This window comes from Micrococcus sp. TCR-5 (assembly GCF_052220525.1).
In the GTDB taxonomy this organism is placed as follows: domain Bacteria; phylum Actinomycetota; class Actinomycetes; order Actinomycetales; family Micrococcaceae; genus Micrococcus; species Micrococcus luteus.
The window spans coordinates 24988-49940 of the sequence record NZ_JBQPDO010000001.1 but is presented as its reverse complement, the minus strand read 5'-3'; the positions used below and the strand labels follow the sequence as shown (position 1 = coordinate 49940).

General features: G+C 74.4%; 23 protein-coding genes. 1 reads left to right on the top strand and 22 read right to left on the bottom strand.

The genetic code is table 11. The features are described from left to right. The first annotated feature begins 90 nt into the window (after nt 1-90). A complete protein-coding gene (locus ACTSKS_RS00240; protein ID WP_044658601.1) occupies nt 91-1095 on the top strand; it encodes a CPBP family intramembrane glutamic endopeptidase in 1005 nt (334 codons plus the stop codon). On the opposite strand, the gene ACTSKS_RS00235 is transcribed toward ACTSKS_RS00240, so the two are convergent. From ACTSKS_RS00235 to ACTSKS_RS00130, 22 genes are all read right to left on the bottom strand, one after another. Continuing rightward, nucleotides 1073-1915, bottom strand: a complete 843-nt coding sequence (locus ACTSKS_RS00235; RefSeq protein ID WP_036314991.1) for a class I SAM-dependent methyltransferase — start codon at nt 1913-1915, stop codon at nt 1073-1075. The genes ACTSKS_RS00240 and ACTSKS_RS00235 overlap by 23 nt on opposite strands. Continuing rightward, nucleotides 1912-2889 carry a bifunctional riboflavin kinase/FAD synthetase gene (locus tag ACTSKS_RS00230; protein WP_036314988.1) on the bottom strand — a complete coding sequence of 326 codons (978 nt, stop codon included), beginning with the start codon at nt 2887-2889 and terminating at the stop codon, nt 1912-1914. Before ACTSKS_RS00230 ends, ACTSKS_RS00235 begins: the two co-directional genes overlap by 4 nt. Next, a complete protein-coding gene (locus ACTSKS_RS00225; protein WP_036314984.1) occupies nt 2889-3320 on the bottom strand; it encodes a hypothetical protein in 432 nt (143 codons plus the stop codon). The genes ACTSKS_RS00230 and ACTSKS_RS00225 overlap by 1 nt, the downstream gene beginning before the upstream one ends. Before the next feature lie 11 nt (nt 3321-3331). Continuing rightward, the gene (locus tag ACTSKS_RS00220; RefSeq protein WP_002855305.1) at nt 3332-3700 is read right to left on the bottom strand and encodes a hypothetical protein; all 369 of its coding nucleotides are present in this window, start codon (nt 3698-3700) and stop codon (nt 3332-3334) included. Next, entirely contained in the window at nt 3697-4662 is a 966-nt protein-coding gene (gene truB, locus ACTSKS_RS00215; RefSeq protein ID WP_101965594.1) for a tRNA pseudouridine(55) synthase TruB, read from the bottom strand. Before truB ends, ACTSKS_RS00220 begins: the two co-directional genes overlap by 4 nt. A 13-nt stretch (nt 4663-4675) precedes the next feature. Then, nucleotides 4676-5128 carry a 30S ribosome-binding factor RbfA gene (gene rbfA, locus ACTSKS_RS00210; protein ID WP_036314977.1) on the bottom strand — a complete coding sequence of 151 codons (453 nt, stop codon included), beginning with the start codon at nt 5126-5128 and terminating at the stop codon, nt 4676-4678. 80 nt (nt 5129-5208) lie between these two features. Further along, nucleotides 5209-8046, bottom strand: coding sequence for a translation initiation factor IF-2 (gene infB, locus ACTSKS_RS00205; RefSeq protein WP_159228354.1), 2838 nt, complete (start codon nt 8044-8046; stop codon nt 5209-5211). 191 nt (nt 8047-8237) lie between these two features. Beyond that, nucleotides 8238-8537 (bottom strand): YlxR family protein, encoded by a 300-nt coding sequence (locus tag ACTSKS_RS00200; RefSeq protein WP_236601372.1) that lies wholly within the window; start codon nt 8535-8537, stop codon nt 8238-8240. A gap of 84 nt (nt 8538-8621) precedes the next feature. Continuing rightward, entirely contained in the window at nt 8622-9608 is a 987-nt protein-coding gene (gene nusA, locus ACTSKS_RS00195) for a transcription termination factor NusA (protein ID WP_036314069.1), read from the bottom strand. Between the two features lies 1 nt (nt 9609). Next, on the bottom strand, nt 9610-10197 hold the full coding sequence (gene rimP, locus ACTSKS_RS00190) for a ribosome maturation factor RimP (protein ID WP_036314068.1): 588 nt from the start codon (nt 10195-10197) through the stop codon (nt 9610-9612). Nucleotides 10198-10327: 130 nt separating this feature from the next. Beyond that, a complete protein-coding gene (locus tag ACTSKS_RS00185) occupies nt 10328-11077 on the bottom strand; it encodes a sulfite exporter TauE/SafE family protein (protein WP_180971860.1) in 750 nt (249 codons plus the stop codon). Nucleotides 11078-11120: 43 nt separating this feature from the next. Continuing rightward, entirely contained in the window at nt 11121-12947 is a 1827-nt protein-coding gene (locus tag ACTSKS_RS00180) for a proline--tRNA ligase (protein ID WP_102708373.1), read from the bottom strand. Nucleotides 12948-13068: 121 nt separating this feature from the next. Then, nucleotides 13069-14001 (bottom strand): GNAT family N-acetyltransferase, encoded by a 933-nt coding sequence (locus ACTSKS_RS00175; RefSeq protein WP_442927195.1) that lies wholly within the window; start codon nt 13999-14001, stop codon nt 13069-13071. Next, the gene (ispG, locus tag ACTSKS_RS00170) at nt 13976-15160 is read right to left on the bottom strand and encodes a flavodoxin-dependent (E)-4-hydroxy-3-methylbut-2-enyl-diphosphate synthase (protein ID WP_065423801.1); all 1185 of its coding nucleotides are present in this window, start codon (nt 15158-15160) and stop codon (nt 13976-13978) included. Before ispG ends, ACTSKS_RS00175 begins: the two co-directional genes overlap by 26 nt. Nucleotides 15161-15265: 105 nt before the next feature. Beyond that, complete coding sequence (locus ACTSKS_RS00165; RefSeq protein WP_061866732.1) at nt 15266-16633, bottom strand: M50 family metallopeptidase; 1368 nt, start codon at nt 16631-16633, stop codon at nt 15266-15268. After that, nucleotides 16630-17865: a 1-deoxy-D-xylulose-5-phosphate reductoisomerase gene (dxr, locus tag ACTSKS_RS00160; protein ID WP_044658617.1), complete on the bottom strand. Its 1236-nt coding sequence runs from the start codon at nt 17863-17865 to the stop codon at nt 16630-16632. The genes ACTSKS_RS00165 and dxr overlap by 4 nt, the downstream gene beginning before the upstream one ends. 139 nt (nt 17866-18004) lie before the next feature. Beyond that, nucleotides 18005-19627: a solute symporter family protein gene (locus tag ACTSKS_RS00155; protein WP_049147680.1), complete on the bottom strand. Its 1623-nt coding sequence runs from the start codon at nt 19625-19627 to the stop codon at nt 18005-18007. Continuing rightward, nucleotides 19624-19998, bottom strand: a complete 375-nt coding sequence (locus ACTSKS_RS00150) for a DUF485 domain-containing protein (protein WP_041104222.1) — start codon at nt 19996-19998, stop codon at nt 19624-19626. Before ACTSKS_RS00150 ends, ACTSKS_RS00155 begins: the two co-directional genes overlap by 4 nt. A 202-nt stretch (nt 19999-20200) precedes the next feature. Then, on the bottom strand, nt 20201-21079 hold the full coding sequence (locus tag ACTSKS_RS00145) for an HpcH/HpaI aldolase/citrate lyase family protein (protein WP_041104220.1): 879 nt from the start codon (nt 21077-21079) through the stop codon (nt 20201-20203). After that, nucleotides 21076-21606: a MaoC family dehydratase gene (locus ACTSKS_RS00140; RefSeq protein ID WP_041104218.1), complete on the bottom strand. Its 531-nt coding sequence runs from the start codon at nt 21604-21606 to the stop codon at nt 21076-21078. The genes ACTSKS_RS00145 and ACTSKS_RS00140 overlap by 4 nt, the downstream gene beginning before the upstream one ends. 1 nt (nt 21607) lies before the next feature. Then, on the bottom strand, nt 21608-22795 hold the full coding sequence (locus ACTSKS_RS00135) for an acyl-CoA dehydrogenase family protein (protein ID WP_041104216.1): 1188 nt from the start codon (nt 22793-22795) through the stop codon (nt 21608-21610). A gap of 15 nt (nt 22796-22810) precedes the next feature. Further along, entirely contained in the window at nt 22811-24946 is a 2136-nt protein-coding gene (locus ACTSKS_RS00130) for an acetyl/propionyl/methylcrotonyl-CoA carboxylase subunit alpha (protein ID WP_102708376.1), read from the bottom strand. Nucleotides 24947-24953 lie beyond the last annotated feature (7 nt).

Sequence of the window (24953 nt, the reverse complement as noted above, 5' to 3'; positions counted from 1 at the left end):
CCCCGCCGGGGCGGACGACGCGGGGCCCACCCCACCGCGGACTGCAGGGAGGCCGAGGGTCGAGTCTACCGCATCGCCTACCCTGGCCCGGTGAGCACCCCACCGGTCCCCCACTCCCCGGCCCCGTCGTCGTTCCCCCTCCGGCCGCCCGCGCCGCCCCTGGATCTGCCGCTGATCGGCCACGGCTACCCCGCGCTGCTGCGCACGCCGCGGGCCCGATGGTGGAACCCGCTCGCGTCCTTCGGCCTCGTGCTGGCCGGCCTGGTGGGTCTCCTCGTGCTCGGGGGCGTGCTGGGCGCTCTCGCCCTGATCGCCACGTCCGGGCCCGCGCTGCTCGGCGCGGCCGACCCGACGGACGTGACCGACCTCGACCTGTACTCCGCGCCCATGGTGCTGCTGAACAACCTCCTGCTCGCCGCGCTGATCGGGGTCGCGCTGCTGGCCGTGGCGCTGGGCCACCCCGTCGCCGCCCGCTTCGTCCACTCGGTCGAGGGCCGCGTGCGCTGGCGCTGGCTGGCGCGCTGCGTCGTCGTGCTGACGCCGCTGTTCCTCGCCTACGTGCTGGGCGCGTGGGCCCTCGACGGCGCCCCCACGGCCCCGCGCGCGCAGGACTGGGTCTGGCTGCTCGTCATGGCGTTCGTGCTCACCCCGTTCCAGGCCGCGGGCGAGGAGTACCTGTTCCGCGGGTGGCTGCTGCTGGCCGTCGGCACGTGGATCCGCCGGCCGGTCGTGGCCGCCGCGGTCACCGCGGTGCTCTCGGCGGCGACCTTCTCGCTCGCCCACGGCTCGCTCGACCCGTGGATCCTGCTGGACCTCGCCGCGTTCGCCGTCGCCGCCGTCCTGCTCACGTGGCGCACGGGCGGGCTCGAGGCCGCCGTCGCCCTCCACGTGGTCAACAACGTGGTGATCATCGCCGTCGGCACGCTCGTGGGCACCGTCGAGGACAGCTACGTGGGCGCGGAGACCGCCGGCTCCCCGGCGGCCACGCTGCTCTCGGTGGCGGTGGTCGCGGTGGCCACGGCGCTGCTGCTCTGGCAGGCGCGGCGGGCCGGGATCGCCCGGACGGTCCCGGTCACCGTGGGCGCCCGCCCCTGACCGGCGCCGCCCACCAGGCCACCGTCACGTAGGGCACCTGCAGGACCGCGTCCGCCGCATGGCCCAGGTGCTCGTGCAGGTACCAGTCGAGGTTGGCCGTCATCCGGGACCGGATCCGCTCGTCCGCGCGCAGCCAGTACGAGCGCGAGGCCATGAGTCCGTGCAGCCCCGCCGCGGTCATGGGCTGCGTCCACGCCCAGCGCGCGTGCTCCTCCGCCCCGAACGGGGCGGCGAACCGGCGCTGCTCCGGCCGGGCGGCGTGCACGTCCCCGGCGTGCATGATCCGGGTGAGACGGTGCACCCACGGCACCGCCGTGTCGAGCTGGTTCCACACCGCGGCCAGGCGCCCACCCGGGCGCAGCACCCGTGCGGCCTCCGCGCTCGCCGCGGCCGGGTCCATCCAGTGCCAGGCCTGGGCCGCCACCACGGCGTCGGCGCTCGCCGCCGGCAGGCCCGTGGCCTCGCCCGTGCCCGGCACGGCGCGCACCCGCCCGCCCGTGCCGGCCGCGACCTCGCGTTCCAGGACGGCGCGCATCGACGCCGACGGCTCGAGGGCCGTCACCGTCCGCACCCGGTCCGCCGGGCGGGCCGCGAGCAGCCGGGTGAACAGTCCCGTCCCGGCCCCGAGCTCCACCACCTCCGCGCCGTCGGCGATGCCCGCCAGGACGCGGTCCACCACGGCGGCCGGGTAGGAGGGGCGGACGGCGTCGTAATGCTCCCCGCCGGTCTCGAAGGGGTTGGGCCCGGCCCGACGGGCCCGGGCCGGGCGCCCCGGCAGGTTCGGCACAGCGGGGGAAGCGCCCGGCTCCGGGGCGCTCACCGGTCGGAGGGGGTCGTGGCCAGGATCGCCCGGGCCTCGTCCACGTCCTGCGTGATCTGCGCCACGAGCTTCTCGACGCCCTCGTAGGCGACCATCCCGCGCAGCCGGGCCACGAACTCGACCTCGATGTGCTGGCCGTACAGGTCGAAGTCCTCCACCCGCTCGTCATGGCGGTCGATCACGTGCGCCTCCACCACGCGGGAGACGTCCTCGAACGTGGGGTTCGAGCCGATGGAGATCGCGGCCGGCCACACGCCGCCGTGCGCGTCGTGCACCCAACCGGCGTAGACGCCGTCGGCCGGGATCATGCCCTGCACATCCGTCTCGAGGTTCGCCGTGGGGAAGCCGAGCTCGCGGCCGCGCGCGAACCCGTGCACCACCTCGCCGGCGAGCACGTGGTGCCGGCCGAGCACGGCCGCGGCCTGAGCGACGTCGCCCGCGGCCAGGGCCTCGCGCACCCACGTCGAGGAGCAACGGCGCTCCGGCTCGGCCCCGTGCTCGGCGGGGAACTCCTCGACGGCCTCGACCTCGAAGCCGTAGCGGGCCCCCAGGCGCACCATCTCCGCGACGTCGCCGGTGTTGCCCCGGCCGAAGCGCACGTCGTGCCCCACGACCACGACGGCGGCATGCAGCCCGTGCACGAGCATGCCGCGGACGAACTCCTCCGGGGACTGGTCCGCGAACTCGAGGGTGTACCGCTGCAGGAGCACCGCGTCCAGACCCGCCTCCTCCAGGAGGACGACCCGCTGCTCGGGGCTGATGATGTCCACGTGGGGCACCTCGGGCTGGTGCACGGCGCGCGGGTGCGGGGTGAAGGTCACGGCCACGGCCAGGGCGTCGCGGGCCCGCGCCAGCTCGACGACCCGGCGCAGCACCTCCCGGTGGCCGCGGTGCACGCCGTCGAAGTTGCCCAGGGTGACCACGGTGCGCGGCAGGTCCGTGGGGACCTCGTCCAGGCTGTTCCAGACCCGCATCAGAGCGCCCCCGCCTCGGCCGGGCGGGCGGGGCGGTGCGTCAGCAGCCAGATCAGGCCGACCACCGGCAGCACGAGCGGCACATAGCCGTAGCCCGCGCCGAACCGGGACCACACGGTGTCGTGGGCGAACATCCCCGGATCCAGGACGGTCCACAGGCCCACGCCCACCACGCCGGCCAGCTCCACGAGCACGGCGCCCAGCGCCACGGCCCAGGCGCGCGCGCCGGAGCGGGCGAGCGCGAACGTCGCCACGATGTACACGACCGCCGCGACCGCGGAGAGCGTGTACGCCACGGGGGCGGCGTCGAACTGCGTGAGGATCTGGAAGAGGCTGCGCGCGCTCGCGGAGAGGGCGAACACCGCGTAGACCATGACGATGATCCGGCCGAGACCCTGGTTGCGCGCGGGGGCGCCGTCGCTGGGTGCCATGTCCATCCTCCTCACCACTGCCCGAACCAGATGACCTGCATGCGATGCAGCATCACGGCGATCGTGGGCCCGACCACGGCCAGCACGAGGTTGGACCACCGGGTCTTGTCCGTGACGGCCCAGCCCACGGCGATCACCGGCACGATCAGGGCGGTGAGGATGTAGCCCCAGAACTCCCAGCCGGGGCCGTTCAGGGTGTCCCCGCCGAGCTGGCGGACGGCGGCGGCCGCCGCATAGACGAGCGTGAACAGCTCGACGGCGGCCACCGAGAGGATCGAGGCGTCCGCGGGGTGGCGGCGGATCGCCGTCATCACCACGCAGACGACGAACGAGACGGCACCGATCACCAGTCCCGTCCAGAACCAGGCGTCGAGGATCATGCGGTCCTTCCCTGTCCCGGCCCCTCGGCCGGGGCGAACACGAGCTGGGGCTTGGCGACGTCGGCGCCGCGGCGGCGCACGTCGGAGACGAGGGCGATGACGCGGCCGTCCGGCGCGCGCCCGGCGACGAGCGTCTCACCCGTGCCGGTGGGCGCCACGACCCGCCCGAAGGCGAGCTCGTGGGCCTCGTGCTCCGTCAGCTCGCGCACCGGGAAGAGCCCGGCGGCGGCCTCGGAGAGCTCGGTCATCGCGAACCGCTCCGCGAGGGCCTCGAGCGAGAGCGCGTCGGCCACGTCGAACGGGCCGACGGCGGTGCGGCGCAGCGCCGTCAGGTGACCGCCGGTCTCGAGGGCCTCGCCCAGGTCGCGGGCGAGCGCCCGGATGTAGGTCCCGGAGGAGCAGCGCACGGTGACGTCGAGGTCGACCAGCCGGCCGCCGTCGAGCCGGCGCAGCTCGTGCACCGTGAACTCGTGCACGGTGACGGGGCGGGCGTCGAGGGTGACGTCCTCTCCCGCGCGGACGCGATCGTAGGCGCGCCGGCCCGCCACCTTGACGGCGGAGACGGCCGAGGGCGCCTGCAGGATCTCGCCCGTGAGGGCGGCGACCTGCTCGGCCGCGCGCTCGGGCGTGACGGCGTTGGCCAGCCGGGTCTGCACGACCTCGCCCTCCGCGTCGTCCGTGACGGTCGACTGCCCGAGCCGGATCGTGGCCGTGTACGTCTTGTCCGTGCCCGTGATGGCGGTCAGCAGGCGCGTGGCCTTGTTGACGCCGACCACGAGCAGGCCCGTGGCCATGGGGTCCAGGGTGCCGGCGTGGCCCACCTTGCGGGTGCCCGCCAGCCGGCGGACCCGCCCGACGACGTCGTGCGAGGTCCACCCCTGCGGCTTGTCCACGAGGACGACCCCCGACGCCTCCGTTCCCGGCGCGTCGGGGGCCTGTCCCCCGGTGCTGCGTGCGCTCACCGTGCCGCGGGCCTCAGGCGCGCGGGGCGTCGTCGGCGTCGGCGTCCGGCTCCGCGGTGCGGTACGGGTCCGCGTCACCGGCGTACGACGCGCCCTCGCGCGCCTTCGCCAGCTCGGCGTCCCGCTCCTTGGCCGCGCGGAGGACGTCCTCCAGGTGTGCGGCCGCCTCGGGGACGGTGTCCGCCACGAACTCGAGGGTGGGCACCAGGCGGATGGTGAGCCCGCGGCCCACCTCGCGGCGCAGGATGCCGCGGTTGTCCTGGATGCCCTCGTGGGCGGCGGCCACCGTGGCCTCGTCGCCCAGGACGGTGTAGTAGACGGTGGCGTGCTGCAGGTCGTTGGTCACGCGGACCTCCGTCACGGTGACGGGCTCCACGCGATCGTCCTTGACGCCGCGGCGCAGCGCCTCGGCCACGAGGACCTTGATGCGCTGGGCCAGGCGGCCGGCGCGTGCCGGATCGGCCATGGTGCGGTTCCTTCCGGTGGTGATGGTTCAGAGGGTGGGACGCGGAAGGCGGGGGCCCGTGCGGGCCCCCGCCCCGGCCGTCAGACGCGCGGCTTCTCCTGCATCTCGAAGGTCTCGATCACGTCGCCCTCCTTGATGTCGTTGAAGCTGCCCAGGCCGATGCCGCACTCGTAGCCCTCGCGGACCTCCGTGGCGTCGTCCTTGAAGCGGCGCAGCGACTCGATCTTGAGGTGCTCGGAGACCACCACGCCGTCGCGCACCAGGCGGGCCTGGGCGTTGCGGCGGATGAGGCCCGAGCGCACGAGCGAACCGGCGATGTTGCCCCACTTGGAGGAGCGGAACACCTCGCGGACCTCGGCCGAGCCGAGCTCGACCTCCTCGTACTCCGGCTTCAGCATGCCCTTGAGCGCGTTCTCGATGTCGTCGATCGCGTCGTAGATCACGCTGTAGAAGCGCATGTCCACACCCTCGCGGTCGGCCAGGTCGGCGACCCGCTCGGCGGGGCGCACGTTGAAGCCGATGATGATGGCGTTGTCCACGGTCGCCAGGTTCACGTCGTTCTGCGTGATGGCGCCGACGCCGCGGTGGATGACGCGCAGCTGCACCTCGTCCTCGCCGACCTCGATCTTGAGCAGCGAGTCCTCCAGCGCCTCGACGGCACCGGACGCGTCGCCCTTGATGATGAGGTTGAGCGTGTCCAGCTTGCCCTCGGCCACGGCCTGGTCGAAGTCCTCCAGGGTGATGCGCTTGCGACGCTTGGCCAGCTGGGCGTTGCGGTCCGCCGCCTCGCGCCTCTCCGCGATCTGGCGGGCGGTGCGCTCGTCGTCGGTGACGAGGAACGAGTCGCCGGCGCGCGGCACCGAGGACAGGCCGAGCACCTGGACGGGACGCGACGGATCGGCCGCCTCCACGGCGTTGCCGTTCTCATCGAACATGGCGCGCACACGGCCGTGGGCGGAGCCCACCACCATGGTGTCGCCCACGCGCAGCGTGCCGGTCTGCACCAGCACGGTGACGACGGCGCCGCGGCCCTTGTCGAGGTTGGCCTCGATGGCCACGCCGCGGGCGGCCTTGTGCGGGTTCGCCGTGAGCTCGAGGGCGGCGTCCGCAGTGAGCAGGATCGCCTCGAGCAGCTGGTCGATGTTGATGTTGTTGCGCGCGGAGACGTCCACGAACATCGTGTCGCCGCCGTACTCCTCGGGCACGAGGCCGTACTCGGTGAGCTGACCGCGGATCTTGTCCGGGGCGGCGGTGTCCTTGTCGATCTTGTTGACCGCCACCACGATCGGCACGCCGGCCGACTGGGCGTGGTTGAGCGCCTCGACGGTCTGCGGCATGACGCCGTCGTCGGCCGCCACCACCAGCACGGCGATGTCGGTGACCTTCGCACCACGGGCACGCATGGCGGTGAACGCCTCGTGACCCGGGGTGTCGATGAAGGTGAGGCGACGCTGCTCGCCCTCGTGCTCCACGGGCACCTGGTAGGCGCCGATGTGCTGCGTGATGCCGCCGGCCTCGCCCTCGATGACGTTCGAGGAGCGGATGGCGTCCAGCAGACGCGTCTTGCCGTGGTCCACGTGGCCCATGACGGTGACGACCGCGGGGCGCGGCTCGAGGTCGGCCTCGTCCTCGTTGGCCGCCTCGGCCTCGAGGTCGATGTCGAAGGCCTCCAGCAGCTCCTTGTCCTCGTCCTCCGGGGACACGATCTGGACCTTGTAGCCCAGCTCGTCGCCGAGCAGCTGGAAGGTCTCCTCGTCGAGGGACTGGTTGGCCGAGGCCATCTCGCCGAGGGTGAAGAGCACCTTCACCAGGTCGGCGACGTCGGCGCGGATCTTCTCGGCGAAGTCGGCCAGGGACGCACCGCGGCGCAGGCGCAGGACGGTGGTGCCGTCGCCCTTGGGGACCTTGACGCCGCCGATCTCACGCGTGTGCTGCTGCTCGAACTCCTGGCGCTTCGCGCGCTTCGACTTGCGTCCCTTGCGCGGGCCGCCGCCGCGCCCGAAGGCGCCCTGGGCGTTGCCTCGACCGCCACGGCCGCCCGGGCCGCCGGGACGACCCGGACCGCCGCCGGGGCCGCCGCCCGGACGGCCACGGCCGCGGGCCGGCTGCGGGGCCGGGGTGATCTGCTTGGGCATCATGCCCGGGTTCGGACGCGGCCCACCGGGGCGGGGACCGCCGGCGCCCGCGGCCGGGCGCGGACCGCCCGGACGGGGGCCGCCGGCACCGGCCTGCGGACGGGGCCCGCCCGGACGAGGCGCGCGGTCCTCACGACCGGAGCGCATGCCCTGCGAGGGGGCGAACGGGTTGTTGCCCGGGCGCGGAGCACCGCCACGGCCGCCCGGGCGGGCGCCCGGACGAGACCCGGCGGAACCGCCCTTGGGGCTGAACGGGTTGTTGCCGGGACGCGGGGCGCCCGGCTTCGGCGCGGAGGCACCCGGCTTGGGCGCAGCGGCGCCCGGCTTCGGCGCGGCCGACCCCGGCGTGGCCGGCGGCTGCGGGGCCTTCGGCTCGGCCGGAGCGGCAGGGACCTGGGCGGCCGGCGTCGGTGCGGCCGGCGTCGGTGCGGCGGGGCCGGGGGTCGGGGCGACGCCCGGCTTGGGCGCGGCGGTGCGGCCCGCGGCGGGACCGGGCGCCGGGGCGCCGGCGTTCGAGGTGGGGGCCGCAGTGCGCGGCGACGGGGCGGCCGCCGGCTTCGGCGCGGCGGAACGGCCCGCGGCCGGGGCGGCGGGCGTGGACCCGGGCTTGGCGGCGGACTTGCCGGCACCCGGGTAGGCGTTGCGCAGCTTCTTGACCACCGGGGGCTCGATGGTGGACGAAGCCGAGCTGACGAACTCGCCGAGGTCCTTGAGCGTGCTCAAGGCCTCCTTCGAGGTGATGCCGAGCTCCTTGGCGAGCTCATGGACGCGGACCTTGGCCACGGTTCTCCTGTTCTGGCCCCACGGGCCGGAACGGAGCCGCTCGGGCTGTCCGTCTCAGCGCGTCCTGGGACCGTTGACGTTGCTCCAGGCCGTCGCGCGCGCCACCAGGGCACGCGCACCACGGCCTGCCTGATAGCAGGGGGTGAAGTTCATCGCTGGGCACTCATGCTTCAGTGCTCATCGGGTACGCATCAGATCTCTGACCCGCCTTCATCTGTCGGTCTGTCAGCCGGTGCCTCCGCGGTGCGGCCCAGCGCGTCGGCGTCGACGGCGGACCGGAAGGCCCGCCCGAACGCGCGGCGGCGCAGGGCGAGGAGGAGGCAGTCCTCGCCGGGATGCAGCCACGCACCCCGGCCGGGACGGCGTCGTTCCGGGTCCCAGACGACGGATGGGGGTTCCGTCGAGGAGTCCAGGGCGACGCGCACCAGCTCTTGCCGGTCCGCCCTCGATCGGCATCCGATGCAGGTGCGCACGACCGTCCGAGACGTCATGCGTTCACCCCTCACGGGCGTCGGGTCGAGAAAGGACCTCATCCATCCTAGCGCGTCCGGGCCCGGATCTGTTCCCGGGGACGGTCAGCGACCCGGGGCGGAGGTGGTGACCCCGTCGCCGACGATGTCGATCCGCCAGCCCGTGAGCTTGGCCGCGAGGCGGGCGTTCTGGCCCTCCTTGCCGATGGCCAGGGACAGCTGGTACTCCGGCACCACGGCGCGGGCCGAGTGCTGGTCCGCGTCGAGGATCTCCACCGAGACGGTCGTGGCGGGCGAGAGGGCGTTGGCGATCATCGCGGCGGGGTCGTCCACGTGGTCGACGATGTCGATCTTCTCGTCGTTGAGCTCCGTCATGACGGCGCGCACGCGGCTGCCCATCTCCCCGATGGAGGCGCCCTTGGCGTTCACCCCGGGGCGGGTGGCGCGCACGGCCATCTTGGTGCGGTGGCCGGCCTCGCGGGCCAGCGCCGTGATCTCGACCGAGCCGTCCGCGATCTCCGGGACCTCGAGCTCGAAGAGCTTGCGCACGAGGCCGGGGTGCGAGCGGGACACCGTGACGGACGGGCCCTTGGCGCCGCGCGTCGCGGAGACCACGTAGGCGCGGATCCGGCGGCCGTGGGCATAGTCCTCGCCGGGCACCTGCTCGGGCGGCGGGAGGACGGCCTCGAGGGTGCCGAGGTTCACCTGGACCATGTGGCGGTTCAGGCCCTGCTGGATGACGCCGGAGACGAGCTCGCCCTCCTTGTCCTTGAACTCGCCGAGGACCTTGTCGTCGTCCTCCTCGCGCATGCGCTGGATCATCACCTGGCGCGCCGTGGAGGCGGCCACCCGGCCGAAGCCGTTCGGGGTGTCGTCGAACTCGCCGATGGGCGTGTCGTCCTCGTCCAGCTCCGTGGCCCACACGGTGACGTGGCCGGTCGCGCGGTCGATCTCCACGCGGGCGCGCTTCAGGGCCCCCGGGGTGCGGTGGTACGCCATGAGCAGGGCCTGCTCGATGGTGGGGATGAGGCGGTCCATCGGGATCTCCCGCTCCGCCTCCAGCATGCGCAGCGCGCTCATGTCGATGTCCAACTCATGCCTCCGTGTGCTCGGCCGTGTCCTCGCCCGCGGCGGCGTCGGCGTCGCCGGCCTGCTGAGCGGGGCTCCACTCTACCTGCACGATCGCCGGACCGAGGCGGTCGAGGGCGACCCGCTCGGCGGGCAGCTCCTTGGCCTTCATGCCCTTCTTCGCGGGCGGGCGCACCACGGCCAGCTCGACGTCGTCGTCCGTCACGTCCTTCAGGCGGGCGGTCACGGGCGCGGCGCCGTCGACCGAGACCTCGACGAGACGGCCGACGTTGCGGGCGAAGTGGCGGGGCTCGGTGAGCGGGCGGTCCACGCCCGCGGTGGTGACCTCCAGCAGGTACTCCCCCGCACCGACGCCGGGCACGTGGTCGCCCAGGGCGTCGAGGGCGGCGGAGACCCGGCCGGAGAGGCGGGCGACGTCGTCCAGGCTCAGGCCCTGGGTGCCCGAGGCGCGGTCGAGGACCACCTCGACGGTGCGGTGCTCGGCGGTGCCCGTGGCGCGCACCTGCTCCACCACCACGTCGTCGGCCGCCAGGGCCTCCTCGACGCGGGTGCGCAGCTCGGCGAGGTCGTCGCGGCGGTCGGTGCTGTCCATGGGGTGCCTCACTCGTCGGGTCGGGGCCGCCGCGCCACGCGGGCGGGGGCCGGGGTCGGGATCCGGGGCCGAGCCTACCGGCGGCCCACGGCGGGGCCGAGTGCTCCCGACCGGGTCGGACGGGGCGGGCTCAGCGCAGCAGCGGGGCGAGGGTGTCCGCGCCGACCTTGACGATGAGCGCGGCCACCACCATGAGGTACACCACGCGGATGAAGCCGGTGCCGCGGGCGATCGCCATGCGGGCCCCCACGTAGCCGCCCACGAGGTTGGCCGCGCCGAGCAGCAGCCCCAGGCCCAGCACCGCGTGCCCCGAGGGCACGAAGTACGAGAGCGCGCCGAGGTTGGTCGCGAGGTTGACCACCTTCGCCTGTGCCGAGGCGTGCAGGAAGTCGAACTTGAGCAGCAGCACCAGCCCCAGGATGAGGAACGTGCCCGTGCCGGGGCCGAGGACGCCGTCGTAGAAGCCCACCGCCGCGCCGAGCGCCACGGCCCGGGCCAGCGCGGTGCTCCGCCGCGGTCCCACGCCGGCGACCTGTCCGAGGCCCGGGCGCACGGCCGTGAACACGGCGACGGCGATCAGCGCCACCAGGATCACGGGCCGGATCACGCCGGCCGGCAGATGCGCGGCGACCACGGCCCCGCCCAGGGCCGCCGCGAAGGCGACGGCGGCCATCGGCAGTGCGGTGGACAGGTCCTGCCGCAGGCGCCGCCGGTAGGTGAGCGCCGACGTCGCCGTGCCGAACACCGAGCCGAGCTTGTTGGTGGCCAACGCCTGGATCGGGCTCAGCCCGGGCACGAGCAGCAGGGCCGGCAGCTGCAGGAGCCCGCCCCCGCCCACGACGGCGTCGATCCAGCCCGCCGCGAAGCCCGCGGCGAGCACGAGGACGAGCAGTCCGGCGGTCAGCTCGACGGCGCCGAACCACTCAGCGCCCGTGGCGCACCTCCGCGAGCACCGCCGCGACGGCCCCGTCCACGGGCACGGGGCGCGCCTCACCGGTGGCCCGGTCCTTGAGCTCGAGCTCACCGTCGGCCAGGCCGCGGCCGATCACCACGGTGGTGGGCACGCCGATGAGCTCGGCGTCCTTGAACTTCACGCCGGGGCTGACCTTCGGACGGTCGTCCACGAGCACGGTCAGGCCCTCGGCCTCGAGGCCCGCGGCGAGGGTCTCGGCGGCGGCGAGGCCGTCCTCGCCCTTCGTGGCGACGACGACGTGCACGTCCGCCGGGGCCACCGCGCGCGGCCACGCCAGGCCCTTGTCGTCGTGGTAGCGCTCGGCGATCGCGGCGACGGCGCGCGTGATGCCGATGCCGTAGGAGCCCATGGTCACCACGACCTGCTTGCCGTGGACGTCGAGGACCTTCAGGTCGAGGGCCTCGGCGTACTTGCGGCCGAGCTGGAAGATGTGGCCCATCTCCATGCCGCGGCGGGTGTGCAGCGGGCCGGAGCCGTCGGGGGCCTGGTCGCCCTCGCGCACCGCGGTGGCCTCGAGCACGCCGTCCCACATGAAGTCGCGGCCGGCCACGAGGCCGAACACGTGGCGCTGGTCCGCGTTCGCGCCGGTGATCCACGCGGTGCCGGGGGCGATGCGCGGGTCCACGAAGAAGGGCAGGCCCGAGACGGAGCCCTCCGCGCCGAGCACCGGGGTGCCCTCGACCGCATCGGCCGCCGCGGGGCCGATGTAGCCCTTGACCAGGGCGGGGTGCGCGGCCAGGTCCGCGGCGGTCGCGGCCTCGAGCGTGGGCTCGCCGACCACGCCGAGCGCCGGGCCCACGGAGGCCTCGAGACGCTTGAGGTCCACCTCACGGTCGCCGGGCACGCCCACGACGAACGGGCGACGCTCACCGCCGTCCACCACCGCGGTGACCACGACGCACTTGAGCGTGTCCGCGGCGGTCCACGGCTCGCCGTCGCGCGGGGCCAGCCGGTTGGCGACGTCCACGAGCGCGGCGATGGTGGTGGAGACCGGGGTGTCCTTGACCTCGGCGGCGGGCAGGGCCGCCATGGCCGCCTCGTCCAGCGGGGCGGGGGCCACTGTGGTGACGGCCTCGACGTTGGCGCGGTAGCCGCCGTCGGACTCGACGAAGGTGTCCTCGCCCACCTCGGTGGGGTGCAGGAACTCCTCGGAGCGGGAGCCGCCCATCGCACCGGAGGTGGCCCGCACCGGCACGACCTCGAGGCCGAGACGGTCGAAGATCCGCAGGTAGGCGGCCCGATGGGCCTCGTACGCGGCGTCCAGGCCGGCGTCGTCCACCGTGAAGGAGTAGGAGTCCTTCATGATGAACTCGCGCCCGCGCAGCAGGCCGGCGCGCGGGCGGGCCTCGTCCCGGTACTTGGTCTGGATCTGGTACAGGTACGCGGGCAGGTCCTTGTACGAGGAGTACAGGTCCTTCACCAGGAGCGTGAACATCTCCTCGTGCGTGGGGGCCAGGAGGTAGTCGTTGCCCCGGCGGTCCTGCAGGCGGAACAGCCCGTCGCCGTACTCCTCCCAGCGGCCCGTGGCCTCGTAGGGCTCCCGCGGCAGCAGCGCCGGGAAGTGCACCTCCTGGGCGCCGATCGCGTCCATCTCCTCGCGCACGATCCGCTCCACCTTGGCCAGCACCTTCAGGCCCAGCGGCAGCCACGAGTAGATGCCCGGGGCCGCGCGACGGATGTAGCCGGCACGGACGAGGAGCCTGTGGCTCGCCACCTCGGCCTCCGCCGGGTCGTCGCGCAGGGTGCGCAGGAACAGGGTGGACATGCGCAGGGGCATGACGGGGCCTCCTCGGACGGGCTCGCGCGGTCGGGGGCGGCGCGCGGGACGGGACGACGCCGGCACGGGGGTGCCCGGCGTCCTGACCGCCGATCCTATCGCCCGCGCAGGGTCCGCCGGGTCAGTACAGGACGGTCGCGAACGTGCCGCGCCGCTCGAACCCCACGCGTTCATAGGTGCGCAGCGCGGGGGTGTTGTACGCATTGACGTAGAGGCTCACCACGGGCGCCTGGAGGCGCACGTAGCCCACGACGGCGGCCATCGCCGACGCCGCCAGCCCTCGGCCCCGCGCGGCGGGGGCCATCCACACGCCCTGGATCTGGGCGCACCGGGAGGAGAGCAGACCGATGTCCGCCTTGAAGCGCAGCGGGCCGCCCGCGTCGCGCGGGCCCGGGTCGATGAACACGCGCCCCGCATGGATCAGCCGCTCGACGCGGTCACGGTACTGGGCCGCGCCGCCCGCGAACGGGGAGAAGCCCAGCTCCTCCTCGAACATCGCGGCACTGGCCGGCAGGACACGTTCGAAGTCCTGGCGCTGCGCCTGCACCACGTACGGGTTCGGGTCGATCACCCCGGAGTCGCCCAGCACGAGCAGCGGCTGGTCGGGGCGCACGGACCGGGACCGGTGGCCCGCGGCGGCGAGGGCCTCGCCGGCGGCCAGGACGGGACCGGAGGGGCCGTAGATCGACCCGTACCGGCGGCGCAGCGCGGCGGCCGCCGCGCCGAGCGCCTCCGCGTCGCCCGGCGCCCAGCCCGCGTCCGGGGCCTCGGACGCGGCGACCGGCACCACGTTCGAGCCGATCCAGACGGCCGCGCGCAGCCTCCCGGCGCCCGGGGCGTCGTCGTCGATCCCGAGGAACAGGGTGCCCGCCGCTCCCCCGCGCGGGCCGGCCAGGCGGCCCGCCTCGAGCAGGGAGTCCACGAACACGTTGGACACGGGGGCACGGGCGGACAGGGCCGCGAGCGCGGCGGTGTCCGCGTCGGTCAGCAGGCGGACGCGGTCAGCCGTGGCAGCCCGGACCTCCCGGTCAGTGGACGGAGACCACCGGGGCACCGGCGGCAGCCTGGTCACCGCCGTCCTCCCCCAGGTCCATCTCGCCGGCGATCCGGTTGGCCTCCTCGATGAGGGTCTCCACGATCTGGTCCTCGGGCACGGTGCGGATGACCTCGCCCTTGACGAAGATCTGGCCCTTGCCGTTGCCGGAGGCGACGCCGAGGTCGGCCTCGCGGGCCTCGCCCGGCCCGTTGACGACGCAGCCCATGACGGCCACCCGCAGCGGGACCTCGAGGTCCTGGAGGCCCTCGGTGACCTGCTCGGCCAGCGTGTACACGTCCACCTGGGCGCGGCCGCACGAGGGGCAGGAGACGATCTCGAGCTTGCGCTCACGCAGGTTCAGGGACTGCAGGATCTGCAGGCCCACCTTGACCTCCTCGACCGGCGGCGCGGAGAGGGAGACGCGGATGGTGTCGCCGATGCCCTGGCCGAGCAGGTAGCCGAAGGCGGTGGCGGACTTGATGGTGCCCTGGAAGGCCGGGCCGGCCTCGGTGACCCCGAGGTGCAGCGGCCAGTCACCCTGCTCGGCGAGCAGCTCGTAGGCGCGGGCCATGATCACCGGGTCGTTGTGCTTGACGGAGATCTTGAAGTCCTTGAAGCCGTGCTCCTCGAAGAGGGAGGCCTCCCAGACGGCGGACTCGACGAGGGCCTCCGGGGTGGCCTTGCCGTACTTCTGCAGCAGGCGCGGGTCCAGGGAGCCGGCGTTGACGCCGATGCGGAGGGAGGTGCCGTGGTCCGAGGCGGCCTGCGCGATCTCCTTGACCTTGTCGTCGAACTTCTTGATGTTGCCCGGGTTCACGCGCACGGCGCCGCAGCCGGCCTCGATCGCCGCGAACACGTACTTCGGCTGGAAGTGGATGTCCGCGATCACGGGGATGGTGGACTGCTGGGCGATGACCTTGAGGGCCTCGGCGTCCTTGTCCGTGGGGCAGGCCACGCGGACGATGTCGCAGCCGGCGGCCGTGAGCTCGGCGATCTGCTGCAGGGTCGCGCCGATGTCGTGCGTCTTGGTGGTGGTCATCGACTGCACCGAGACGGGGTGCTGCGAGCCGACGCCCACCGAGCCCACCCGGATCTGCCGGGTGGTGCGGCGCGGGGCCAGCACGGGCGGCGGGGCGGACGGCATTCCAAGGCTGACGGGCACGGGGGCGCTCCTCATGGGTTCTCGGGGTCGACGGCGCGGGGCCGCCGGGTTCTCCGGTCCATCCTAGGCGCGCGGGCGCCCCGGGGCGCGGGGCGACCGCCCACGGCGAACGGGCCGGGCTCAGAACAGCCGGACCGGCTCCACGATGTCCGCCACGATCAGGATGACGCCCATGAGCAGCATCGCCGCGCCCACCGCGTAGGTCAGCGGCAGCATGCGGGCCAGGTCGAACGGCCCCGGGTCCGGGCGGCCCGTGATCCGGGCCCAGCCGCGGCGCACCGCCTCCCACAGGGCGCCGGCCACGTGGCCGCCGTCGAGCGGGAGCAGCGGGATGAGGTTGAACACCATGAGCGCCACGTTCACGCCCGCCAGCAGGGACAGCAGCAGGGCGGCCTTGTCCGTCAGCGTGGCCTCCTCGAGCGCCGCCGCCTCCCCGGCGATCCGGCCGACTCCCACCACGGACATCGGGCCGTCCGGGTCGCGCTCGGCCGGGGTCACCACGGCGACGGCGGTGTCCCACAGCCGCTGCGGCAGCACGAGGACGACGTCGACGACGCCCCGCACCTGCTGGGCCACGAGCGGGCCGGCGTCGAGCGGGGTGCCGCGGACCGTCTCGAGCTGCGCGCCCATGCCGATGAACCCGACCTCGTGGGTCGCCACGGTCCCGTCCGGGGCCCGCTCGGGCCGGCCCAGCGCGTCCGTCACGGGCCGTTCCGTCAGGCGCGGGGTCAGGGTGGCGCTCATCCGCTCGCCGTCGCGCTCCCACTCGATCCGGGTGGGCTGTCCGGCGCGGTCCCGGATCGCGGCGGAGAGGGCGTCCCAGTCGGAGACCGGCCGCCCGTCGAAGGCGAGCACGGTGTCGCCGGGGCGCAGTCCCGCCTCGTGGGCGGGCGCGGCGGGATCGCCCGGGCGGCAGTCCTCTGTCCCGCCGGAGGCGGCGCGGGCCTGCTGCTCCTGCATCGTGACCACGCACCGGTAGACCTCGGCGACGGTGGTGCTGGGCTGCGAGGTGCCCACCGTGGTGACCAGCAGGGCGGTGGCGCCCAGCGCGATGAGCAGGTTCATGAACGGCCCGCCGAGCATGATCACCACCCGCTTCCACACCGGCAGGGCGAGGAAGCGGCGGTGCTCGTCGCCGGGGCGGACCTCCTCGGCGGCCTGGGCCCGCGCGTCGTCGGCCATGCGGCCCAGCTGCTGGACGAAGCCCGTGGACGCCGCGCGGGGCGTCTGCCCGGGCCGCGGCGGGGGCAGCATCCCGATCATCGCGACGTAGCCGCCCAGCGGCACGGCCTTGAACCCGTACTCCGTCTCGCCGCGGCGCCACGAGACGAGCGTCGGGCCGAAGCCGATCATGTACTGCGTGACGCGCACGCCGAAGAGCTTGGCCGGGACGAGGTGGCCGATCTCGTGCAGGGCGATCGAGACCGCCAGGCCCAGCGCGACCGCGAGGACGCCCGCGACGTACCAGAGGATCTCCACGACGGTCACCAGCGGGCCCGCGCCGCACGGCGCGCCCAGGCCTCGGCGGCGAGCACGGCATCCACGGTGAGCCCCGTCGGCGCGGGGTCGTGGCCGGCCGCGGCGAGCACGTGCTCGGGGGCATAGTCGGCGACGACGGCGCGGACCGTGTCCACGATCCCGTCGAAGGGCAGGGCGCCGGCGTGGAAGGCGTCCACGGACTCCTCGTTGGCGGCGTTGAACACGGCCATGTGGGTGGGCGAGGCGGCCGCCGCCTCCTTCGCGGCCCGTACCGCGGGGAAGGCCTCCTCGTCGAGGGGCTCGAACGTCCAGGTGGCCGCCCGCGTCCAGTCGCAGGCCGGGGCCGCGCCCGGGAGACGGCGCGGCCAGCACAGCCCCAGGGCGATGGGCAGGCGCATGTCCGGCGGGGAGGCCTGGGCGAGCGTGGACCCGTCGACGAACTCGACCATCGAGTGGACCACGGACTGCGGGTGGACCACGACGTCGATCCGGTCCAGGGGCACGTCGAACAGCAGGTGGGCCTCGATCACCTCGAGGGCCTTGTTCACGAGGGAGGCGGAGTTGGTGGTGACGACGCGGCCCATGTCCCACGTGGGGTGGGCGAGGGCCTGGGCGGGCGTGACGGCGTGCAGGGCGGCGCGGTCCAGGCCGCGGAACGGCCCGCCCGAGGCCGTGAGCACGAGGCGGCGGACCTCGTCCGCCGTGCCCCCGCGCAGCGCCTGCGCGAGCGCGGAGTGCTCGGAGTCCACCGGCACGAGCTGGCCCGGCGCCGCGGCCGCCTTCACGAGGGCCCCGCCGACGATGAGCGACTCCTTGTTGGCCAGGGCCAGGCGGTGGCCGGCGTGCAGGGCGGCGAGGGTGGGCCGCAGGCCGATCGAGCCCGTGATCCCGTTGAGCACGGTGTCGGCGCCGGGCCACGCGGCGATCTGCTCGGCGGCGCACGGGCCGGTGAACAGCACGGGTCGGGGGGACGGGCGCCCGAGGCGGGCGGCGGCGTCGGCGAGGGCGGCGCGCAGCTCCTCCTCCCCCGCCGCGGCGGAGCCCACCGCCTCGACCTCGAAGCGCACGGCCTGCTCGGCCAGCAGGGTCGTGTTCGCCCCGCCCGCGAGCGCGACGGCCCGGAGCCGGGTGGGGTCCTGGGCGATCACGTCGAGGCCCTGGGTGCCGATCGAGCCCGTGGAGCCGATCAGGGCGACGGCGCGCGGGGCGCCGTCGTCGTCCGCCGGGGCGGGGGCGGGCAGCGTGTAGTCGGTGAGGGATCCGTGCGTCACCCCGCCATGATGTCAGTCGGGCCTGGACACGGACGGGGGGCCGGCCGGACGGACGCCGCACCCCGACGTCCCGCCCCGCCGGCCCCCGTGGGACCGGGTCAGCCGCGGATCAGTGCTGCACCGGCTTCTCGGCGCCGATGCCGGTGAGGGAGCGGACCTCCATCTCGGCCTGCTTGTCGGGGTCCTCGGCGCGCGACGAGGTCACCGAGCCGAGCCAGCCGAGGAAGAAGGCCAGCGGGATGGAGACGATGCCCGGGTTCTTCAGCGGGAACACCGCGAAGTCCGCGCCCGGGATCATCGAGGTCGGCGTCCCGGACATCACCGGGGACAGGACGATCAGGATGATCGCGGAGAGCAGTCCGCCGTACATCGACCACACCGCGCCGCGGGTGGTGAAGCGCCGCCAGAACAGGGAGTAGAGGATGGTCGGCAGGTTCGCCGAGGCCGCCACCGCGAAGGCGAGCGCCACGAGGAACGCCACGTTCTGGCCCTGGGCGGCGATGCCGCCGACGATCGCCAGGACGCCGATCACCACCACGGTGATCTTGCCGATCCGCACCTCCTCCTGCGGGGTGAGCGGGTGCTTGGCGATCACGGAGCCGTACACGTCGTGGGCGAAGGACGCCGCCGCCGTGATGGCCAGGCCCGCGACCACCGCGAGGATGGTGGCGAACGCGACCGCCGAGATCAGGCCCAGCAGGATGGAGCCGCCGAGCTCGAACGCCAGGAGCGGGGCCGCGGAGTTCTGCCCGCCGGGCGCGGCCAGGATGCGCTCGGGGCCGATCAGCGCGCCGGCGCCGTAGCCCAGCACGAGGGTGAACAGGTAGAACGCGCCGATGAGGACGATGGCCCACACCACGGACTTGCGCGCCTCCTTGGCGGTGGGCACCGTGTAGAACCGCATGAGCACGTGCGGCAGGCCGGCGGTGCCGAGCACGAGCGCGATGCCCAGGGACACGAAGTCGAGGCGGGTCAGCGCGCTGGCGCCGTACTGCAGGCCCGGCTCGAGGATCGCCTCGCCCTTCGGGTGCATCTCGACGGCGGCCCCCAGCATGGCGTTGAAGTCGAAGCCGAACAGGGCCAGTGACCACACGGTCATGATCCCCGCGCCGGCGATCAGCAGGATCGCCTTGATGATCTGCACGTAGGTGGTGCCCTTCATGCCGCCGATCAGCACGTAGACGATCATCAGCACGCCCACGATCACGATCACGAGGGCCTGGCCGGCCCGGTCGTTGATGTTCAGCAGCAGGGACACCAGGCCGCCGGCGCCGGCCATCTGGGCCAGGAGGTAGAAGAGGCAGACGGCCATGGTGCCGAAGGCGGCGGCGATGCGCACGGGACGCTGCTGCAGGCGGAAGGACAGCACGTCCGCCATGGTGAACTTGCCGGTGTTGCGCAGCAGCTCGGCCACCAGCAGCAGGGCCACGAGCCACGCCACGAGGAAGCCGATCGAGTAGAGGAAGCCGTCGTAGCCGTAGAGGGCGATCGCGCCCACGATGCCCAGGAACGAGGCCGCGGAGAGGTAGTCACCCGCGATGGCCGTGCCGTTCTGGGTGCCGGAGAAGCCGCGGCCGCCGGCGTAGTAGTCGGCCGAGGACGCGTTCGTCTTGGACGCGCGGATCACGATCACGAGGGTGACCACCACGAAGGCGACGAAGATGCCGATGTTCACGGCGGGGTTGCCGACCGTCTGCGGGGCGGCCTGGAGCAGGGGGGTGAGCGCGCTCATCGCGTGGCCTCCGGGTTCTCGTGGGCGCCGGCGGCCTCGCGCTCGAGGCGCTCACGCAGCGCGGTGGCGCGGGGGTCCAGGGTCCGGTTGGAGAAACGGACGTAGGCGAAGGTGATCAGGAACGTGGTGACGAACTGGAGCAGGCCGAGGATCAGGCCGAGGGTGATGTTGCCGCCGAGGCGGATCGCCATGAACTCGGGGAAGAACGCGCCGACGATCACGAACACCAGGTACCAGACGAAGAACGCCACGGTCATGGGGAAGGCGAAGGATCGGTGGGTGCGCCGGAGCTCGATGAACTCCTCGGACTGCTGCGCGGCGCGGAACTGCGCGGCCGTGGGGACCGGCGCCGTGGGCTCGCTGGATGACATGGGCCCTCCGGGGGTGCGTAGGACGGATCAGTGTGAGACAGATCACTGTGATGACAACCACACTCTGGCGGGCGGAGGGGTGCGCCGTCAAGCGCGCCCCGGGGCCGTGCGCCCGTGTGACAGCCCCGGGGCGCAGCCGTGCGGACGCGGACGCGCCCCGACGGCACGGGGCCGCCGGGGCGCGGAGCCGCCGAGGAGCCGGTCAGGCGCTCGCCGGCCGGGGCGCGTCCGCGCGGCGCAGGACCGCGCGGGCCTGGGCGAGGACCACCTCGTCGACCATCGCCCCGTCCAGCTCGAAGGCCCCGTGTCGGCCCTCGGCCGCGGCGAGGACGCGCCGGGCGCGCTCGACGGCCTCCGGGGCGAGCGTGTAGGCGGAGCGCACGACGGGCACCTGGCGCGGGTGCAGGCACACGGTCGCGGTGCAGCCCAGGGCGACGGCGTCCTCGGCCTCGGCGGCCAGCCCGGCCTCGTCGCCGAGGTCCAGGTGGACGGCGTCCCATGCGGCCGCGCCGTGGGCGGCCGCCGCCAGCAGCACCGTCGCGCGGGCGTGCTGGACCACGGAGCGGTAGGCGCCCTCGGGGGTGCGGGAGGAGCTGCCGCCCATCGACGCCACGAGGTCCTCGGCGCCCCACATCAGCGCACCCACGTGCGGGTGGGCGGCCAGGTCGGCGGCGGCGAGGATCCCGGCCGCGGTCTCGCATAGGGCGACGACGCGGGTCTGCGGTCCGAGGGCGGCGACGACCCCGTCCACCTGCGCGGCGGACTCGGCCTTGGCGAGCATGAGCGTGCGCCAGCCCGTCCCGGCGAGCATGGCCAGGTCGGCGTCGTGGTCCGCGGTGCCCGCGGGGTTCACGCGGACCACCACGCGGTCCTCGTCCAGCGGGCCGCCGTCGACCCCGCCCGTCGCCCGCCCCGCCCAGGCCGCCGCGACGGCGTCCCGCGCGGTGGGCCGGGCGTCCGGGGTGACGGCGTCCTCGAGGTCGAGGATCACCGCGTCCGCGCGCTCGAGCGCCGTGGCGTACCGCTCGGGGCGGTCCGCCGGGGTGAACATGACGGCCGGTCCGAGGGTCAGCGCGCTCATGCCCGCTCCCCCGTGCCTGCGGCGTCGGCGGCCTTCGCCTTGGCCTCCGCGTGCGCCTGCGCGGTCCACATCAGACAGGTGCGCTGGGCGCGGACGACGACGTCGCCGTGCTGGTTCTCCCCCGTCATCGCGAACGTGACGATCCGCTGCCCCGGCCGCGAGGAGGACTCGCGGATCGCGGTGACCTCGGAGCGCCCGTAGAGCGTGTCCCCGTGGAAGACCGGCTTCGGGAACGCGATCTCCCCCAGGCCGAGCTGGGCCACGAGCGTGCCCTGTGTGGTCTGCCCGACGGCGAGGCCCACCAGGGTGGACAGCGTCAGCATCGAGTTGACCAGCGGTCGGCCGAACGGCTGGTCCGCCGCGTACGCGTGGTCCAGGTGCAGGGCCTGCGGGTTCATGGTGAGGGTGGTGAACAGGACGTTGTCCGCCTCGGTGAGCGTGCGGCCGGGCCGGTGCAGGTAGACCTGACCGACCGCCAGCTCGTCCGCGTAGCGGCCCCGCTGCTCGATCTCGACGCGCTCCGTCACGTCAGAGGCCCAGCTCGCGGGCGATCAGCATGAGCTGCACCTCGGTGGTGCCCTCGCCGACCTCGAGGATCTTGGAGTCGCGGTAGTGACGGGCAACGAGGGTCTCGTTCATGAAGCCGTAGCCGCCGAACACCTGGGTGGCGTCCCGGGCGTTGTCCATGGCGGCCTCGCCGGCGATCAGCTTGGCCATGGCGGCCTCGGTCTTGAACGGCTTGCCGGCCAGCATCTTCTGGGCGGCCTCGTAGTAGGCCAGGCGGGCGGCGTGCGCGCGGGCCTGCATGCGGGCGATCTTGAAGGACACGGCCTGGAACTGCCCGATCTTCTGGCCGAACGAGGTCCGCTGCTTGGCGTAGGCGACCGACTCGTCCACGCAGCCCTGGGCCGCGCCGGTGGCCAGGGCCGCGATGGCGATACGGCCCTCGTCGAGGATCTCGAGGAAGTGGGCGAAGCCGCGGCCGCGGGCGCCCAGCAGGTTCTCCTCCGGCACGCGCACGTCCGAGAAGTGCAGGGCGTGGGTGTCCGAGGAGTTCCAGCCGACCTTGTCGTAGGCCTTGGCCACGGAGAAGCCCTCGGTGCCGGCGGGCACGAGGATCGTGGAGATCTCCTTGGCGGGGCGGCCGTCGTGGCCGGTCCTGCCCTCCACGGTGCCGGTCACGGCGGTGACGGTGACGAGCGAGGTGATGTCCGTGCCGGAGTTGGTGATGAACTCCTTGGCGCCGTTGATGCGCCACTGGCCGTCCTCGAGCGCGGCGGTGGTCTGGGTGCCGCCGGCGTCGGAGCCCGCGCCCGGCTCGGTGAGGCCGAAGCCGGCCAGGTGCGTGCCGGCCACGAGGTCCGGCAGCCAGCGCTGCTTCTGTTCCTCGGTGCCGAACTTCAGCAGCGGCATGGCGCCCAGGGAGACGCCGGCCTCGAGGGTGATGGCCACGGACTGGTTGACGCGGCCGAGCTGCTCGAGGGCCAGGGCCAGGGCGAAGTAGTCGCCGCCCATGCCGCCGTACTCCTCGGGGAACGGGAGGCCGAACAGGCCCATCTCGCCCATCTGGGCCACGATCTCGTACGGGAACTCGTGCTGGGCGTCCAGCTCGGCGGAGACCGGGGCCACGACCTCGTCGGCGAACTCGCGGACGGTGTCGGAGAGGACCTGGTAGTCCTCCTCGAGGGCGGGCAGGGTGCGGTGCTTGGTGCTCATGGTCCTCTCCTGTTCTCAGGTGTTCTCTGCGGGTGCTGCGTGCTCGGTGGGCTCGACGACGGCGATCAACGCCTGCGCGGCCACGGCGTCGCCCTCGGCGACGTGGACGGTCACGACGCCGGCGACGGCGGCCGTGACGGGGTGCTCCATCTTCATGGCCTCGACCACCGCCAGCTCCTGGCCCGCGGCCACGGTGTCCCCGGTGGCCACGGACACGGCGACGACGGTGCCCGGCATGGGCGTGCGGGCCTCGGGGGACGCTGCGCCGGCCGGGGCACGACGCGCGGCCGCGGCCGCGCGGGCGGCCTCGACCACCTCGGCCCGGGTGAGGCGGCGGACCTGCCACGCGGCGCCGTCGCGGTGCAGCCACGCTGAGCGCGGGTCCCGCGGGTCACCGGCCAGGAGGTTGACGCCCGCCAGGCCTCCGGCGTCCTCGTCCACCTCGGCGTCGGCGGCGGGGGCGGTGAGGATGCGGTCCTCGTCCCCGACCCGGACGCGCATCCCGGGCTGCGGGGCGCCCGCGCCGCGCCAGCCGTCCGCCCGGGCCCACGCGGTGCCGGCCGCGCGGTGCTCGGCGGCGGCCGCGTCCTCGGACACGTCGGCCAGGGCCTCGGCCGCGAGCGCGGCGAGGTCCTCGGGCAGCGCGGGGGCGGTCCACGCCTCGAGGCCGTCGATCAGCTCGGTGGTGAGCCGGCCGGTCCGCACGTCCTCGCGGGCCGCGAGCTCGCGCAGCCAGCCCAGGTTGGAGCGGACGCCGAACAGCACGGTGTCCGCGAGCGCGGCGTCGAGCCGGTCCAGGGCCTCGGCGCGGTCGGCGCCACGGGCGATGAGCTTGGCGATCATCGGGTCGTAGAAGCCGGTGATCTCGGGCTGTGCGCCGTCGACGTCCACGGGGTCCACGGCGCCGGCGGCGGGGCCAGTCTGCGGTCCGGAGCCGAACGCGCGCTCCTCGGCCGGCCGGGAGGGCAGCAGGAGGGTGTCGACGCGGACGCCCTCGCCGGCGGGCTCGCGCCAGCGCAGCACCGGCCCGGTGGAGGGCAGGAAGCCGTTCGCGGGGTCCTCCGCGTAGACGCGGGCCTCGACGGCGGCGCCGTCGAGGGTCACGTCCTCCTGGGCGAAGCCGAGCGGCCCCCCCGCGGCGATGCGCAGCTGCAGCTCCACGAAGTCCAGGCGCTGTCCGCGCACCCGGACGACCTCCTCGGAGACCGGGTGCTCCACCTGCAGGCGGGTGTTCATCTCCATGAAGAAGAACTCGTCCGGGTTCTCGTCCGAGACGAGGAACTCGACGGTGCCGGCACCGCGGTAGCCCACGGACACGGCCGCGTCCACGGCGGCCCGGCCCAGGCGCTCGCGGAGCTCGGCCCCGTGCGCCAGCCCGGTCAGCAGGGGCGCGGGGGCCTCCTCGATCACCTTCTGGTGGCGGCGCTGCAGGGAGCACTCGCGCTCACCCAGGTGCACGGTGGCGCCGTGGGCGTCCGCGAACACCTGCACCTCGACGTGCCGGGGCGCGGTGATGAGCCGCTCGAGCAGCAGCGTGTCGTCGCCGAACGCCGAGCGCGCCGTGCGCCGGGCCGAGGCGAGGGCGCCGGGCAGCTCCTCGGCGGCGCGCACGGCCACCATGCCCTTGCCGCCGCCGCCCGCGGAGGGCTTGATCAGCAGCGGGAAGCCGACGCGCTCGGCCTCGGCCGTGATCTGCTCGTCGGTGAGCGTGGGGTCCTGGATGCCGGGGACCACCGGCACGTCGTACGCGGCCACGGTCTCCTTCGCGCGGATCTTGTCCGCCATCGCGTCGAGCGAGGCCACGGGCGGGCCCACGAACACGATGCCGGCCGCCTCCAGCGCGCGGGCGAAGTCGGCGTTCTCGGACAGGAAGCCGTAGCCGGGGTGCACGGCCTGGGCGCCGGTGCGGCGCGCGGCGTCGACGACGGCGTCGATGTCCAGGTAGGACTCGCGGGCCGGAGCCGGGCCGAGGCGGACCGCCGTGTCCGCCTCGCGGACGTGCCGCGCGTCGGCGTCGGCGTCGGAGTGCACGGCCACCGAGCGGATGCCGAGGCGGCGCAGGGTGCGGATGACGCGCACGGCGATCTCGCCGCGGTTGGCCACCAGCACGGTGTCGAACAGGGGCGTCCCCTGGGCGTGGTTCTCGGTCACGGGTGCC

What these genes read in the sequence shown, in the direction of transcription:
- ACTSKS_RS00150 (WP_041104222.1), bottom strand. Translation starts at nt 19,998, where the DNA reads ATGTCATCCAGCGAGCCCACGGCGCCGGTCCCCACGGCCGCGCAGTTC.
- ACTSKS_RS00135 (WP_041104216.1), bottom strand. Translation starts at nt 22,795, where the DNA reads ATGAGCACCAAGCACCGCACCCTGCCCGCCCTCGAGGAGGACTACCAG.
- ACTSKS_RS00145 (WP_041104220.1), bottom strand. Translation starts at nt 21,079, where the DNA reads ATGAGCGCGCTGACCCTCGGACCGGCCGTCATGTTCACCCCGGCGGAC.
- ACTSKS_RS00200 (WP_236601372.1), bottom strand. Translation starts at nt 8,537, where the DNA reads ATGACGTCTCGGACGGTCGTGCGCACCTGCATCGGATGCCGATCGAGG.
- ACTSKS_RS00225 (WP_036314984.1), bottom strand. Translation starts at nt 3,320, where the DNA reads ATGGCACCCAGCGACGGCGCCCCCGCGCGCAACCAGGGTCTCGGCCGG.
- rimP (WP_036314068.1), bottom strand. Translation starts at nt 10,197, where the DNA reads ATGGACAGCACCGACCGCCGCGACGACCTCGCCGAGCTGCGCACCCGC.
- ACTSKS_RS00180 (WP_102708373.1), bottom strand. Translation starts at nt 12,947, where the DNA reads ATGCCCCTGCGCATGTCCACCCTGTTCCTGCGCACCCTGCGCGACGAC.
- ACTSKS_RS00230 (WP_036314988.1), bottom strand. Translation starts at nt 2,889, where the DNA reads ATGCGGGTCTGGAACAGCCTGGACGAGGTCCCCACGGACCTGCCGCGC.
- ACTSKS_RS00155 (WP_049147680.1), bottom strand. Translation starts at nt 19,627, where the DNA reads ATGAGCGCGCTCACCCCCCTGCTCCAGGCCGCCCCGCAGACGGTCGGC.
- ACTSKS_RS00220 (WP_002855305.1), bottom strand. Translation starts at nt 3,700, where the DNA reads ATGATCCTCGACGCCTGGTTCTGGACGGGACTGGTGATCGGTGCCGTC.
- rbfA (WP_036314977.1), bottom strand. Translation starts at nt 5,128, where the DNA reads ATGGCCGATCCGGCACGCGCCGGCCGCCTGGCCCAGCGCATCAAGGTC.
- ispG (WP_065423801.1), bottom strand. Translation starts at nt 15,160, where the DNA reads ATGAGGAGCGCCCCCGTGCCCGTCAGCCTTGGAATGCCGTCCGCCCCG.